Origin of the sequence: Nocardia sp. CA-129566 (genome assembly GCF_050956075.1) — a bacterium.
In the GTDB taxonomy this organism is placed as follows: domain Bacteria; phylum Actinomycetota; class Actinomycetes; order Mycobacteriales; family Mycobacteriaceae; genus Nocardia.
Window position 1 is genome coordinate 8,266,726 of the sequence record NZ_CP192085.1, and the last position, 13,820, is coordinate 8,280,545.

Sequence of the window (13,820 nt, forward strand, 5' to 3'; positions counted from 1 at the left end):
TCACAAGGGCCGGGTTATGCCGACCAACCAGCCCCACCACCTCGCCTATCCAGCACCCTCACGCCACGGTCGGCATAACCCACCGGTCCCCATAAGCCGACTTATGCCGACGTCGGCATAAGTCGGCGTAACGGACGAGACGGTATGTCGCGAATCCTTTCCTGCGCAGGGCCGCCCGCCGCGATTCTGGATATCGCACTCCACCGCCAGCGGCGTCCCACTTATGTTGAAAGTGGTCGTCGAGGACCGAGAGTGCGATATTGGCCAGCAGCGGCGAGAGGATCCCGCCCTGCGGTGTTCCCATCTGGGGGTCCCGGTCGATTCCGTCCTCGGACAGGATTCCCGCTTTGAGGAAAGACTTGACCAGGGCCACAACGCGTTTGTCCGCGATCCGGTGACGCATTCGATCCACTAGAGCGGTGTGGTCGATCCGGTCGAAGCATGCCTCGATATCGGCCTCGAACACCCACTGATAGCCATGGGTGCCGAGCATGTGAATCTCGGCGATCGCGTCCTGAGCACGTCTTCTCGGCCGGAACCCGTAGGAGCTGGGCTGGAAATCGGCTTCGAAGATCGGCTCGAGCACCAACTTCAGCGACGCCTGTACTATCCGGTCCGCTGTTGTCGGTATCCCCAGCCTGCGCTTCTTGGTGGGACTGCCCGGTTTCGGGATCAGCTTCTCCCGCACCAGGTTCGGATGAAATGTCCGTTCCTTCAGCGAGGTCCGCAGCTGCGACAGCAATACGATCGACTCCTTCGGGATCGAGCGGGGAACTACCCCGTCGACACCCGCTGTTCGTCCACCCTTGTTGCCGTGAACCCTTTCCCAGGCATGCACCAGAAACGCAGGGTCATACACAAGGTTGTGCAGGTCATCGAACAGCCGACCCGCCTCACGGGTCGACCACCAGTGCAGCTTGGACTGCATCCGACGTACCCGAGACCAGGCTTCGTCGAAGTCCGGCCACGACTCACCCGTATTCACAAGTGCCTCCGTCCATTACGGCTCCTCACCGCGACATCCACTGGGGTCCTTCGCCATGTGACCGGCTTTCCCGGCCTCGGACTACTACGACCCCTCCGCCCCACCCACGCTCCCTCTGCCGACGACGAGCCTGCCCGTAACCGATCACTGGCCGTGACCGTTCACGGGCGTAACGGGGTGGTTCCCGTGTTCACTGCTATCCATTCGGGACAGGAGGTGGCCAGCTATGCCCCTGCGGCATCGTCACGGCTACGCCGCAGACCTTCACCGTGACCTCCCTGCCGACACCCAAACGCCGGCCACAGGAGTTCCCGCCGCAAACGATTCGCCAGCGACGGTGCGCACCGCAATTCAGCCCAGATCCACCGAGTTTCGAGCTGACGGGACGCTTGAGGGGCTTAACACACTGGTTCCTTGCGTCCACCTTTGTCCCACGCTTGCCGGACCGGCACCATTCGGCAGTGCTGACACCTCCCGGCGTTGTCAGGGCTGCTCCCATCCTCCCCGGCGTCTCCCGGATCAGACTGCCCTCAGCTACAGCGATCATGCTGCGACACAATCACTTCGGAGTCATCGCACCTCCAATATGGATAACAGCGCCTCACGGCGCACTTGAATCTCATCCCAGTCTTGGGAGACGCCTGAGATGTCCTTGCGCAGGTAACCGATCGCGGTTGGTGTTGCCCTCACCGGCCCGCCCCGTTCATGTTCGTGGCGACAGCACCGTCGCGCGCCAGCAATTCACGATATTGCCGCGCATCGAGCAGCGACCGCCCTCGATCGGTGATCCGCCACCCGACCGGGACCGTGCGGGAACCATGGGCGAGTCCGGACTCCACCAGATCCCGCAACGCCACGCGCGTGGCCGCTTCCCCACGACCCGCATAACTGGATAGTTCGCGAACGGTCAGCGCTCGGCTCGGTTCTAGTTTCGCCAACGCGGCCAACACTTTTGCCTGCGGTTCAGTAAGCGCCATCTCACCCTCCGTCGTCGATGGTCAGCGGCTCGGGACCAGGACGGCTGCACCGGTCCTAAGCGCCTACCTGGACGGTAGGAGTCCACCGCGGTGAGGCTCCATGAACTTGCCCAAACTTGGCCATATTCGGCCATTTCGCATTGGAACTCGGCACAGTGCGGGAGGATTGAGCCAGCGCGGGGCCACCAGCGCAGATCGCAACATAAGGGGGGGCAAGCTATGCATCTGACCTTTCTCGGCAAGGGCGGCTCGCAAGTGAAGGACTGCCCGACGCTGTACGCCACCGATCAGGGCAGCTACGTCGTCGCGGGTTGGCAGACCAATCGGTCCGACACGGTTGAAATCCCGCACCTGCTGCTCGGTTTCACCGAGCGCGATACGTTGATCGGGGCCACGCTCACCGACACCGGGCGCGGGACCTTCGCACTCACAGGTCGACCGATCACCGATACGGAGACTCTCGATCAGCTGGACCTGGAAAGCGACGAGACGGCGATCGAAGTGCCTCGGACAGAGAGGACACTCTACGGTGCTGATGCTTCGAGACGAGCAGCGGGACAACCTCTTTCGTGAATGTCGGCAGGAGGCGTTCCATCTCGAAGTCAGGGATGATTACGCGGTCCCGATGGAATCCGGTCCGTTTCGGCGTTTTCTCGACAATGAGCCCGACGACTACGCCTGGTTCCACGACTGGGACGTCGAAGCGCGGGAAATCACCGGTCGAGGTGTCGTGCTCAGCCGCGTCCGGGTAGTGACCGTGCCACACACGGACTATCAGCGTTGGGGCATGGTCGTAGCCGCGCACAACGTCGCCGCCGGCGAGGATATCCGATACCTACCACGCCACCTCGCCGGTGCTGTACCGCCTGATGATTGGTGGCTGTTCGACGGTGAACTCGTGGCATATAACCTGGTCGACGACGACGGGAAGGCTGTGGGCATGGCACTGACCAGCGATCCGCACATCGCTGCTTACTGCCGCGACGTGAAGAGCCGTCTCTGGGATCTGGCAACGCCATACGCCGACTACGTCGACCAGGTATCCATTCACCAGCAGTGACCAGCAGCATCCAGGAGGCGAGGGAAGCGCTCGGCCAGCGGCTCAGGGAGATGCGCCGCGCCGCCGGGGTTTCCGGGCGCAAACTCGCAGAGCTGGCGAGCTGGCACGAGTCCAAGATATCCAAGCTCGAATACGGTAGGCGTCCACCGTCCGAAGCCGACATTCGGGTCTACTGCGAACATCTCGACGCGACCGATCAACTTCCCGACCTCTTGGCCACCCTTCGCCATATCGACAGTGCCTATGTAGAGTGGCGACGCGTCCTCAGCACTGGAACAAAGCGCGGGCAGGACGCCTTGGTGAAGCTTGCCGGGCGAACCAGGATTACCCGCGTCTACCAGCCATACGTCATCCCAGGTCTGCTGCAAACCGCGGAATACGCCGAGGAAATTCTGCGGCAGGCTATCGACTTCTATCGGATACCCGATGATTTGGATCTCGGCGTCGCCAAGAGGCTTGAACGTCAACAAGTTCTATACAAAGGTGACCACCGCTTCCACATTCTCATCGGTGAACAAGCGCTGCTGACCGATGCAGCCAATGACAGCGTAATGATCGGCCAACTCGACCGGCTACTGGCGGCAATGGGGTTGCCTCGCGTGGCCTTCGGCGTCGTCCCGTTGAACGCGTATTGTCCGGCCCCGTCGACGAACTTCGTAATGTACGACGACCGAATGGTTTTGGTCGAGGGTGTATCCGCCGAGTTGACCATCGCGCAGCCGCGAGAGATCGCGATCTATGGCCGAGCGTTCGAAGTGCTCGCGAGGCAAGCGCTGGTGGGTGACCAGGCGCGAGCCCTGATCACGGCCGCACTGGATCGCCGCCGCGGCGACCCGAGTTGATCTGGGCGGGGACCAGATGGGGTTCAGCCGCCGCAGCAGGCGTCGTCCACGGTTGGCACCGAACGCATTTCGCGGGTTTGGGCGTTGCGGGCGGCCAAGTCGGAATCGTCTGGATAGTCGACGCCGATGAGGCTGAGGCCATGTGCGGGGGCCACGGTCACCGAGCTGGAGCGTTCGGTCTCGTTCAACAAACCGCCGACCCAGTCGGGAGTGCGGCGGCCCTCCCCCACCGCGAGCACCGCGCCGACCAGGCTGCGCACCATGGACCAGCAGAAAGCATCCGCGCTGACGTGGGCGGTGAGCAGGTCACCGTCGCGCTCCCAGTCGAAGCGCTGGAGTTCGCGAACGGTGGTCGCACCATCGCGGCGGCGGCAGAAGGCGGCGAAATTGTGCAGGCCCAATAACTTTTGCGAGGCCGCGCGCATGGCTTCCAGATCCACGTCGTGGCGGCAGGCGACGACGCTGCGGGCTTGCAGTGGTTCGGCCCCATAGGGTGCCGTGGTCAGCCGGTACGCATAGTGGCGGCGGATCGCCGAGAAACGTGCGTCGAATTCGGGTGGGGCGAGGCGAATGTCGGTGATCCGCACATCTTTCGGAAGAAATCGCGCCATGCGATGGAGCAGCTTGGCCGCATCGGGTTCGGCGCCGGTATCGAAATGCGCGACCTGGCCCTCGGCGTGCACCCCGGCATCGGTGCGGCCCGCGACGGTCAATTGGATCGGCTCGCGCAACACCTTGCTCAGCGCTTCCTCGAGCACGCCCTGCACGGTGCGCAGACCGGGCTGGCGCGCCCAGCCGAGGAAATCGGTACCGTCGTAACTGATATCGAGCCGCACCCGGACCGAGCCGGCATCGGACTCCGGCCGCGCATCGGCCGCCGCGTCCGGCGAAGCCACAGGTGCAGGCTCGTGCGACACGGTCGAATCCACCGAATCCTCCTCGCTCACAGGCGATCTCCTAATCGATACGAACGCCGGTGGCGCTCCGGCCGGAACCATTCCCGATGCCAGCGCGGTGATCTCGGACGGATGCGAATGAGCCCGCCGACCCACTGGGGGGCGGCGGGCTCATTCCGGACTTGCGAGCGAACGTCAGGCGTCCTTCTTGTCCTCAGCGGCCTCTTCGGCAGCCGGGGCCTCGGCCTCGGCGGTCTCGGCGACGGCCTCGTCGGCCTTGTCCTCGACAACGGTCTCGGCGACGGGCGCCTCGGCCTTCTTGGACGCGGCAACGCGGCGAGCGCGGTCGGCCTCGTTGGTCACGGTCTTCTCCCGGACCAGCTCGATGACCGCCATCGGCGCGTTGTCACCCTTGCGGGGCAGCGTCTTGGTGATGCGGGTGTAGCCACCCTCGCGGCCCTCGAACGACGGCCCGATCGAGGCGAAGAGCTCGTGGACGACGTCCTTGTTCCGGATCACCTTGAGCACCTCGCGACGGTCGGCCAGGGTGCCGCCCTTCGCCTTGGTGACCAGCTTCTCGGCGTAGGGGCGCAGCGCCTTGGCCTTGGCCTCGGTGGTCGTGATACGACCGTGCTCGAAGAGCGCCGTGGCCAGATTGGCGAAGATCGCCTTCTGGTGCGACGCCGACCCGCCGAAGCGGGCACCCTTCTTGGGCTTGGGCATTGTTTGTTCTCCTTGTGTGAGGCCGAGCCGGGGTGCCTACCCCGACGGCCTAGAGCTGTTCGGTCTCGGCGTAGTCCTGCTCGCCGCCATCGGTGTCACTGAACGTGCCGCTGTCGCTCCACGTTCCGGTGCTCGCGTCATAACCCACCACGGACGAAGGATCGAACGACGCCGGGCTGTCCTTGAGCGAGAGGCCGAGCGCGTGCAGCTTGACCTTGACCTCGTCGATGGACTTCTGGCCGAAGTTGCGGATGTCCAGCAGGTCCGACTCGGTGCGGGCGACCAGCTCGCCGACCGTGTGCACACCCTCGCGCTTGAGGCAGTTGTAGGACCGGACGGTGAGGTCCAGATCCTCGATCGGCAGGCCGAACGAGGCGATGTGATCCGCCTCGGCCGGGGACGGGCCGATCTCGATGCCTTCGGCTTCGACGTTGAGCTCACGGGCCAGGCCGAAGAGCTCGACCAGGGTCTTACCCGCCGAGGCGAGCGCGTCCCTGGCGCTGATGGAGTTCTTGGTCTCCACGTCCAGGATCAGACGGTCGAAGTCGGTGCGCTGCTCGACACGGGTGGCCTCGACCTTGTAGGTCACCTTGAGCACCGGCGAGTAGATCGAATCCACCGGGATCCGGCCGATTTCCGCGCCGGACGCCTTGTTCTGCACCGCCGGGACGTAACCGCGACCGCGCTCGACGACGAGCTCGATCTCCAGCTTGCCCTTGTCGTTCAGGGTGGCGATGTGCATATCCGGGTTGTGCACGACGACTCCGGCGGGCGGCACGATGTCACCGGCGGTGACGGTGCCCGGGCCCTGCTTGCGCACGTACATCGTGACCGGCTCGTCCTCCTCCGAGGACACGACCAGACCCTTGAGGTTCAGGATGATGTCGGTGACATCCTCCTTCACACCGGGAACGGTGGTGAACTCGTGCAGGACGCCGTCGATACGGATGCTCGTGACCGCGGCCCCCGGGATCGAGGACAGCAGGGTACGCCGCAGCGAGTTGCCGAGGGTGTAACCAAAGCCCGGCTCGAGCGGTTCGATGGTGAACTTCGAACGGTTCTCGGCGACGACCTCTTCGGTCAGCGTCGGACGCTGTGAAATCAGCATTAGGATCATCCTCCTGTACGGGCACCCACTATTTGATGCCCACGTTTTGGGGGTTGTGGGTGACCACCTGGTTCAGGCGGTCACCCACCAGCACGAAAGCTGTTACTTCGAGTAGTACTCGACGATCAGCTGTTCCTGCAGCGGTACATCGATCTGAGCGCGCTCCGGGAGCTGGTGCACCAGGATCCGCAGACGACCGGGGAGCACCTGCAGCCAGCCCGGAACCGGGCGGTCGCCGACGGTCTCCCGCGCGACCTGGAACGGCAGCGTGCCGAGCGACTTCTCCTTGACATCGATGATGTCGTACTGGGTCACCTGGAAGCTGGGGACGTTCACGGCCCGGTTGTTCACCAGGAAGTGGCCGTGGCTGACCAGCTGGCGAGCCTGCCGACGGGTGCGCGCCAGACCGGCGCGGTACACGACGTTGTCGAGCCGGGTCTCGAGCAGACGGAGCAGGTTGTCACCGGTCTTGCCCTTGAGGCGGTTGGCCTCTTCGTAGTACCGGCGGAACTGCTTCTCCATGACGCCGTAGGAGAAACGCGCCTTCTGCTTCTCCTGCAGCTGGAGCAGGTACTCGCTCTCCTTGATCCGCGCGCGGCCGTGCTGGCCGGGCGGGTACGGACGACGCTCGAACGCCTGGTCGCCTCCGACGAGGTCGACCCGCAGACGACGCGACTTGCGGGTGATAGGGCCTGTGTAACGAGCCATTTTTCGTTATTCCTTTCCCGCTAGACGCGACGCCGCTTGGGCGGACGGCAGCCGTTGTGCGGCTGCGGGGTGACATCGGAGATCGTGCCGACTTCCAGGCCAGCGGCCTGCAGCGAACGGATCGCGGTCTCGCGGCCCGAACCCGGGCCCTTGACGAACACGTCGACCTTCTTGACGCCGTTCTCCTGCGCCTTGCGGGCCGCGTTCTCGGCGGCGAGCTGCGCGGCGAACGGGGTCGACTTGCGCGAACCCTTGAAGCCGACGTGGCCCGAGGACGCCCACGAGATGACGTTGCCGGACGGGTCGGTGATCGACACGATGGTGTTGTTGAACGTGCTCTTGATGTGCGCGTGGCCGTGCGGGACGTTCTTCTTTTCCCGACGACGCGACTTCTGGGTCTTCTTGGGGCCGGAGGCCCGACTCTTCGGAGGCATCCTTTATCCCCTACTTCTTCTTGCCGGCGACGGTGCGCTTCGGGCCCTTGCGGGTGCGCGCGTTGGTCTTGGTGCGCTGGCCACGCACGGGCAGGCCACGACGGTGGCGCAGACCCTGGTAGCAGCCGATCTCGATCTTGCGCCGAATGTCGGCCTGCACCTCGCGGCGCAGGTCACCCTCGACCTTGAGGGCCGAACCCTCGATGTAGTCACGCAGCTGCGTGACCTGCTCGTCGCTGAGATCCTTCGAGCGCAGGTCGGGGCTGACGCCCGTCGCGTCGAGGATCTCCTTGGCGCGGGTACGGCCGATGCCGTAGATGTAGGTCAGCGCGATCTCCATGCGCTTTTCGCGCGGAAGATCAACGCCCATGAGACGTGCCATGTGGCAGGTTCCTTAATCGTTGCGGAGGTCTGCTCCCTGTCCGTCCCCTCGTCTGCTGGGGCACCGGCCTCCGTACCGGTGGTTGGCTCGCACACCTCGGGCTCTGCGATTCCGAGGAACCGTGCGGCCCGAATTCCGCAGTGTGCGGCTGGAGCTGGGAGTTCTTCTTTCAGTTGGCCAAGCCGATCAGTGATCGGTGCCCGGCTGGTGCGGCGAAAATCAGCCCTGGCGCTGCTTGTGGCGCAGGTTCTCGCAGATCACCATGACCCGACCGTGACGGCGGATCACCTTGCACTTCTCGCAGATCTTCTTGACGCTCGGCTGAACCTTCACGTCCGTCCAATCTTGTTCGGTTCACACAGGTGTGAACACAGTTTTTCCCCAGTCGGAAGACTGGGGAAGCCTTGTGGTGAGCCTGGCGGCTCGATGGTCACGCCGTCCTCGCCAGCCGAGGACCGCACGCGATCACTTGTAGCGGTAAACGATGCGGCCGCGCGACAGGTCGTAGGGCGAGAGCTCGACGACCACACGGTCCTCGGGGAGGATGCGAATGTAGTGCTGCCGCATCTTCCCGCTGATGTGCGCGAGAACCTTGTGCCCGTTCTCGAGCTCGATCCGGAACATCGCATTGGGCAGCGGCTCGACAACTCGACCCTCGACCTCGATGGCCCCGTCCTTCTTCGCCATGTCCTCCGCGATCCCGGTTTACGCTCAAACCTGGTTTGATTGCCTTGTATCTGTTTGCATGTAACCGGTCAGTTGACCGGACCGGCGGCATGCAGACAGTCGGCGCGTAGGTGCACCGCCGACCAAGCTTACCGGTTTATTCGCGGGCAGACCAATTCGCCCTGGTCAACGCGGTCTGGACCGCCTATTATCCGCAGCTTGCGCGTGTCGGCCGGCGCGGATCATCGGGTCGCCGCCTGCGTAATCGGGTGACCAGCACGGCGGTGCGGACACATCGGAGCTGTCCGTCCGCGCCCTCGTCATCGATGCGGAACAGCAACCGATCGTGCACAGCGCGACGACGAACCGCCCTCCCCTATCCGCCGTCGGACTGCGGACTCCGGCCAGCGTACTCGCATCCAATGTTCGGCTGGGGCCGCTGCCCAGTAGCGATCTGCTGCACAACCATCGGCAAAAGCCGGTGCTCCGCCTCGAGCACCCGACGACTCAGCACCTCGACGGTGTCTCCGGGCAACACCGGGACCTCCAACTGCGCAATGACCTCACCGGTGTCGTATTCGCCGTCGACCAGATGAATCGACGCTCCGCTCACCCTGTCACCAGCAGCCAGCACCGAGCAGTGGACGTGCGCACCGAACCTGCCGCTACCGCCGTGGCGCGGCAATAGGGCCGGGTGGACATTGATGATCCGAGACGCAAACTGCCCACGCGTGCGCGGCCCCGCGCTTCCTCATGTGGCCAGCAGTCCCCACCAGGTCCACCGACTCCTGCTCCAGCGTCGCCCTGATGGCCTCGTCGAGCTCATCGGGATCGGGATGCGTGCGCCCCGACAGGTGCCGCGTCGGGATTCGGTTCTCCTTCGCGTAGGCCAACCCGCGCGAACCGCTGTTGTTACTGATCACAGCCACAACCTCGAATCGAGCACCCGGCTCCAGAGCGGCCATGTGCACCTCATGCAGGTTGGAACCGTTGTGCGAAACGAGGACACCCACCCGGAGCTCAGGCACGAACGGCATTCTCCCGCACACCCCAGATTCGATAATCCGAACTCCGCAACAACCCGCGCGGACTATCCCCGAACAGCGCAAGGTAGATCCGAACAGGACTGTGTAGTTGGGAAGTTCCGCGGGTAATAGGTCAAGACTGCTCCGGCACACAGGTATGCATTGCGTCGGCGATGACGTTGCTCGCGAGAGGAGCAGAGGCCGCCGGAGATCGTCGAGATGAGTAAGGACGCTGGTGGCGAAGCTCAGGCCGAGGACTGCGCACAGGCCCGCCGGGGCGATCACCGGATTTGTGCGCGGCGCGTTCCATCAGCCGCGATCGCGGTAGCGCCGCTCGAAGTCGACGTGCACGGTGGGGAAGCGGCGGCGGGTTCGCGACGGGATGGCGAACTGTGAATCGGCTGGTTAGCCGAGATGTGTGCTGGCGTGGTAGGTCAGCGCGGCCGCCACCGCGAAACTCTTGTGCCGCAATACACCGGACAAGTGGGGTGTCGCGTAGCTACTTTTACTTCGCAATTATTTCGCGACGCGTTGCCGACGAGGTGCGCAGGGGGCCAACGGAACCCGCCGATGGGGTGTTCAGAAACCGGCCATTCGGCCGACTCCCCACCCATGATGGGCGAGAGTCGTCGCGTAAACTGACCACAGCCCAGGTATAGGTCGAGCAGATCCAAAGGGGGACGTGTGAGCCGTAATAATGACGGCCTCCCCATGCTGCCTCCGTGGCTCTCCGAAAGTGATGTCACCGGCGGCTACGAAGCGCCCGTTCAGAACCTGCCACACGACGACCTCATCGACGAAGCGCCCTCTCGGCGTGGGCGTTCCAAGCGCGCTCCCGAGACCGAGCGGCCCGAGGCGGGGCGCCGGGACAAGCGCCGCTTCGGTCGGCGCAAGGGTAAGGACGAACAGTCCGAGGATCAGCCCGACCCGCAGCGCCGCAGTCCGTCGCCACGTGAGTTGGCCGGGCCGGGTTTCGAATTGCACAGCGCGCCGAATGCGCAGCGCGGGCCGGACGGCTTCCGCGGACCTGAGCAGCAGAACGGACCCGACGCCTTCCGGGGACCCGACCAGCACAGCGGACCCGAAACCTTCCGAGGACCCGACCAGCACAGCGGACCCGAAACCTTCCGAGGACCCGACCAGCACAGCGGACCCGAAACCTTCCGAGGACCCGACCAGCACAGCGGACCCGAAACCTTCCGAGGACCCGACCAGCACAGCGGACCCGAAACCTTCCGAGGACCCGACCAGCACAGCGGACCCGAAACCTTCCGAGGACCCGACCAAAACAGCGGACCCGAAACCTTCCGAGGACCCGACCAAAACAGCGGACCCGAAACCTTCCGAGGACCCGACCAGCACAGCGGACCCGAAACCTTCCGAGGACCCGACCAGCACAGCGGACCCGAAACCTTCCGAGGACCCGACCAAAACAGCGGACCCGAAACCTTCCGAGGACCCGACCAAAACAGCGGACCCGAAACCTTCCGAGGACCAGACCAAAACAGCGGACCCGAAACCTTCCGAGGACCCGACCAGCACAGCGGACCGGACGCCTTCCGTGGACCGCAGGCCTATCGGGGACCTGAGCAACAGCGCGGATCGGATGCCTATCTCGGACCCGACGCCCACCGTGGGCCCGAGCAGCAGCGAGGACCGGGCGGCTTGCACGGAGCCGAGCCGCACGGTGGCCCTGCGGCGCACGGCCCCGAGTTCGGCGAACCGCGCCCACCACAGCCCGATTCGCGTCACGACTCCGGTCCACTGGCACATCCGGATGCCCCTGCGCACGGTTCGTCGCACCCGGCCAACGCATGGCAAAGCGGCCACCCACTGCCGACCCGCAACCCGCGCCAACCCTCCGCTGGCTTCGATCCCCTCGGCAGCGGCAGGCCCCCGACATCCCTTTCCCAACCGCTGGTAACCCCGCAGCATCCCGCGGCCACCCATCAGCCGGGCGCGACCCAACAGCCAGGCGGCCCCGAACAGCCTGGCGCCGCCCAACACTCAGGTGCCTCGCAGCACCCAGGTGTCACCCAACAGCCGGGTGCTGCACAGCCGCCCGCTGCCCAACAACTCGGATCTACCCAGCAGCCAGGCGCGCCGGATCACCCAGGCGCTACCCAGCACCGAGGTAGCTGGCAGCACCCAGGCGCGCCGGATCACCCAGGCGCGCCCCAACAGTCGGGCGCAGCACAACCGCCCGCCCAACCATCTGAGGCTGCCCAGCAGCCGGGCGCTGGCCAATCGACTGCTGCCACCGAGCCGCCCGCGTCCGTCGAGGCGACGGTCCGCTACCAGTCGCCGCGCCCCGACCTGCCGCCATCACCGAATCAGGCCCCCGCGCAACCACATTCGCCTGCCATCCCGTCTGCACCGACCGGTGCACACCCTGGGGAACCGACCACCGGCGACGGCCCCAGCACACCGTCTATCAGCGAGCACCCCGGCACGCCAACAACCGTCGAACACCCCGGCACGCCAACAACCGGCGAACACCCGACGACCGGCGAACGCCCTGCAATGCGGCCCACCGGCGAACACCCGGGCTTCCCGACGACCGGTGAACACCCCGCGACACCGACAACAGGCGAACACCCCGGTATGCCGACAACCGGCGAACACCCGACGACCGGCGAACGCCCTGCAATGCGGCCCACCGGTGAACACCTGGGCTTCCCGACGACTGGTGAACACCCCGCGACGCCAACAACGGGCGAACACCCCAGCGTGCCAACAACCGGCGAACACCCGGGCGTGCCAACAACTGGCGAACACCCCGGCATGCCGACAACCGGCGAACACCCGGGCGTGCCAACAACTGGCGAACACCCCGGCATGCCGACAACCGGCGAACACCCGGGCTTCCCGACGACCGGTGAACACCCCGCACCGCCGACAACGGGCGGGCATCCCGGCGTGCCGACAACGGGCGAACACCCCGGCACGCCAACAACCGGCGGGCACCCCGGCATGCCAACAACCGGCGAACACCCGACGACCGACGAACGCCCTGCAATGCGGCCCACCGGCGAACACCCGGGCTTCCCGACGACCGGTGAACACCCCGCGACGCCGACAACGGGCCAGCGCCCCGGTATGCCGACAACCGGCGAACGCTCCGGTGTGCCAACGACTGGTGAGCCTGCGATGTCGGCGACCGAGGATGTCGATGGGCCTCCGCCGTGGCTCGAGACCCCGCGCACCGAGCAGCCGGGGGACGAAGCCGTCGGTATGGGATCGCGGACCTCGGCGGCTCCTGCGCAATCGGAGTCGATGCCTACTGCCGAACAGCATTCGGACAGTGACCGGCTCGCTCCGCCAGCGCGACTCGCAGAGCCGCATTCGCCCGCTGCGCGCGGAACCGACGGCCCGCCATCGCGACTCGATGACCCGCGCCCAGCGGCCGACCGGCACATAGACGGTCCGCCGTCGCGGCATGACGAAGCGCACCCGGCGGGCTCGCATCCATCGGATGGCTCGCCGTCGCGGCACGACGAATCTGATGCGCCGGTGTCGCGTGGTGGCGATGAGCCGCCGCCGTGGCTCGCGCCGCAGCGGCCGACGGAGGGCCGGTCCGCTCCCGAGCAGGCGGCTGCGCGGGTCGGGCAGCGGCCCGAACTGCCGCCGCCGCCAGGGGAATTCGATGCGCAGCAGAGTACGGACGCGGATTCGTCGACCGGATCTGCTGCAGCAGGTATCGGCTCGGCGTCCGAGGGGACGGCAAATGCGGCAGACCGAGTAGGGCGTCCGGACCTGCCGCAGGTCACCGGCATGGAGCATGCCGCGAATGGCACCGCTGCTGAGGCGTCGGCCGCGACGGACGATAGCGCGCAAGCGCATGGTGCGACACCGATATTCGATCCAGCGACCGTCGATCCGACCCGGCGCACAGGTCGATCCACGACCCCGGCTCCCGCCTCCTCGGAGTACGGACCGACACCGGGTGATCGCGCCCGCGATTCGGCCCCGATCACCGGACAGACACGCACCACCGACTTCCGCAACCCGGCC

16 protein-coding genes are annotated in these 13,820 nt (G+C 65.7%); 3 read left to right on the forward strand and 13 right to left on the reverse strand.

The window, feature by feature from the left end; translation table 11 throughout:
- Nucleotides 1-58: 58 nt before the first annotated feature.
- Complete coding sequence (locus tag ACQP0C_RS36905; protein ID WP_433725846.1) at nt 59-985, reverse strand: reverse transcriptase domain-containing protein; 927 nt, start codon at nt 983-985, stop codon at nt 59-61.
- 686 nt (nt 986-1,671) lie between these two features.
- Nucleotides 1,672-1,962 (reverse strand): hypothetical protein, encoded by a 291-nt coding sequence (locus ACQP0C_RS36910; RefSeq protein WP_433727717.1) that lies wholly within the window; start codon nt 1,960-1,962, stop codon nt 1,672-1,674.
- Between the two features lie 219 nt (nt 1,963-2,181).
- Between ACQP0C_RS36910 and ACQP0C_RS36915 the strand changes: the two genes are divergently transcribed.
- From ACQP0C_RS36915 to ACQP0C_RS36925, 3 genes are read left to right on the forward strand one after another with little or no spacing between them, the layout of a single operon-like run.
- Nucleotides 2,182-2,535, forward strand: coding sequence for a hypothetical protein (locus ACQP0C_RS36915; RefSeq protein WP_433727719.1), 354 nt, complete (start codon nt 2,182-2,184; stop codon nt 2,533-2,535).
- Nucleotides 2,498-3,022, forward strand: coding sequence for a DUF6879 family protein (locus tag ACQP0C_RS36920; protein WP_433727721.1), 525 nt, complete (start codon nt 2,498-2,500; stop codon nt 3,020-3,022). Before ACQP0C_RS36915 ends, ACQP0C_RS36920 begins: the two co-directional genes overlap by 38 nt.
- Complete coding sequence (locus ACQP0C_RS36925) at nt 3,019-3,864, forward strand: helix-turn-helix domain-containing protein (protein WP_433727723.1); 846 nt, start codon at nt 3,019-3,021, stop codon at nt 3,862-3,864. Before ACQP0C_RS36920 ends, ACQP0C_RS36925 begins: the two co-directional genes overlap by 4 nt.
- A gap of 23 nt (nt 3,865-3,887) precedes the next feature.
- Here the strand turns inward: ACQP0C_RS36925 and truA are convergent, their stop codons facing one another.
- From truA to ACQP0C_RS36980, 11 genes are all read right to left on the reverse strand, one after another.
- Nucleotides 3,888-4,760 (reverse strand): tRNA pseudouridine(38-40) synthase TruA, encoded by an 873-nt coding sequence (gene truA, locus ACQP0C_RS36930; RefSeq protein WP_433734759.1) that lies wholly within the window; start codon nt 4,758-4,760, stop codon nt 3,888-3,890.
- A 195-nt stretch (nt 4,761-4,955) separates the two neighbouring features.
- On the reverse strand, nt 4,956-5,483 hold the full coding sequence (gene rplQ, locus ACQP0C_RS36935) for a 50S ribosomal protein L17 (RefSeq protein ID WP_433727725.1): 528 nt from the start codon (nt 5,481-5,483) through the stop codon (nt 4,956-4,958).
- A gap of 49 nt (nt 5,484-5,532) precedes the next feature.
- Nucleotides 5,533-6,591: a DNA-directed RNA polymerase subunit alpha gene (locus ACQP0C_RS36940; protein ID WP_067785162.1), complete on the reverse strand. Its 1,059-nt coding sequence runs from the start codon at nt 6,589-6,591 to the stop codon at nt 5,533-5,535.
- Nucleotides 6,592-6,693: 102 nt separating this feature from the next.
- Nucleotides 6,694-7,299, reverse strand: a complete 606-nt coding sequence (rpsD, locus tag ACQP0C_RS36945; protein ID WP_063039138.1) for a 30S ribosomal protein S4 — start codon at nt 7,297-7,299, stop codon at nt 6,694-6,696.
- A gap of 20 nt (nt 7,300-7,319) precedes the next feature.
- Nucleotides 7,320-7,733: a 30S ribosomal protein S11 gene (gene rpsK, locus ACQP0C_RS36950; RefSeq protein WP_014349147.1), complete on the reverse strand. Its 414-nt coding sequence runs from the start codon at nt 7,731-7,733 to the stop codon at nt 7,320-7,322.
- A gap of 10 nt (nt 7,734-7,743) precedes the next feature.
- Entirely contained in the window at nt 7,744-8,115 is a 372-nt protein-coding gene (gene rpsM, locus ACQP0C_RS36955) for a 30S ribosomal protein S13 (protein ID WP_355185512.1), read from the reverse strand.
- A gap of 219 nt (nt 8,116-8,334) precedes the next feature.
- Nucleotides 8,335-8,448: a 50S ribosomal protein L36 gene (gene rpmJ / locus ACQP0C_RS36960; protein ID WP_040686659.1), complete on the reverse strand. Its 114-nt coding sequence runs from the start codon at nt 8,446-8,448 to the stop codon at nt 8,335-8,337.
- Nucleotides 8,449-8,580: 132 nt separating this feature from the next.
- Nucleotides 8,581-8,802: a translation initiation factor IF-1 gene (gene infA / locus ACQP0C_RS36965; protein ID WP_003418601.1), complete on the reverse strand. Its 222-nt coding sequence runs from the start codon at nt 8,800-8,802 to the stop codon at nt 8,581-8,583.
- Nucleotides 8,803-9,157: 355 nt separating this feature from the next.
- Nucleotides 9,158-9,466 (reverse strand): formyltransferase family protein, encoded by a 309-nt coding sequence (locus tag ACQP0C_RS36970; RefSeq protein ID WP_433727727.1) that lies wholly within the window; start codon nt 9,464-9,466, stop codon nt 9,158-9,160.
- Nucleotides 9,447-9,818 (reverse strand): formyltransferase family protein, encoded by a 372-nt coding sequence (locus ACQP0C_RS36975; protein WP_433727729.1) that lies wholly within the window; start codon nt 9,816-9,818, stop codon nt 9,447-9,449. The genes ACQP0C_RS36970 and ACQP0C_RS36975 overlap by 20 nt, the downstream gene beginning before the upstream one ends.
- A gap of 1,995 nt (nt 9,819-11,813) precedes the next feature.
- Nucleotides 11,814-12,017 carry a hypothetical protein gene (locus ACQP0C_RS36980; protein WP_433727731.1) on the reverse strand — a complete coding sequence of 68 codons (204 nt, stop codon included), beginning with the start codon at nt 12,015-12,017 and terminating at the stop codon, nt 11,814-11,816.
- Nucleotides 12,018-13,820 lie beyond the last annotated feature (1,803 nt).

Coding starts and splice junctions, on each gene's coding strand:
- rpsM (WP_355185512.1), bottom strand. CDS start 8,115: ATGGCACGTCTCATGGGCGTTGATCTTCCGCGCGAAAAGCGCATGGAG.
- ACQP0C_RS36975 (WP_433727729.1), bottom strand. CDS start 9,818: ATGCCGTTCGTGCCTGAGCTCCGGGTGGGTGTCCTCGTTTCGCACAAC.
- infA (WP_003418601.1), bottom strand. CDS start 8,802: ATGGCGAAGAAGGACGGGGCCATCGAGGTCGAGGGTCGAGTTGTCGAG.
- ACQP0C_RS36920 (WP_433727721.1), top strand. CDS start 2,498: ATGCTTCGAGACGAGCAGCGGGACAACCTCTTTCGTGAATGTCGGCAG.
- ACQP0C_RS36940 (WP_067785162.1), bottom strand. CDS start 6,591: ATGCTGATTTCACAGCGTCCGACGCTGACCGAAGAGGTCGTCGCCGAG.
- rplQ (WP_433727725.1), bottom strand. CDS start 5,483: ATGCCCAAGCCCAAGAAGGGTGCCCGCTTCGGCGGGTCGGCGTCGCAC.
- rpsK (WP_014349147.1), bottom strand. CDS start 7,733: ATGCCTCCGAAGAGTCGGGCCTCCGGCCCCAAGAAGACCCAGAAGTCG.
- ACQP0C_RS36910 (WP_433727717.1), bottom strand. CDS start 1,962: ATGGCGCTTACTGAACCGCAGGCAAAAGTGTTGGCCGCGTTGGCGAAA.
- rpsD (WP_063039138.1), bottom strand. CDS start 7,299: ATGGCTCGTTACACAGGCCCTATCACCCGCAAGTCGCGTCGTCTGCGG.
- ACQP0C_RS36915 (WP_433727719.1), top strand. CDS start 2,182: ATGCATCTGACCTTTCTCGGCAAGGGCGGCTCGCAAGTGAAGGACTGC.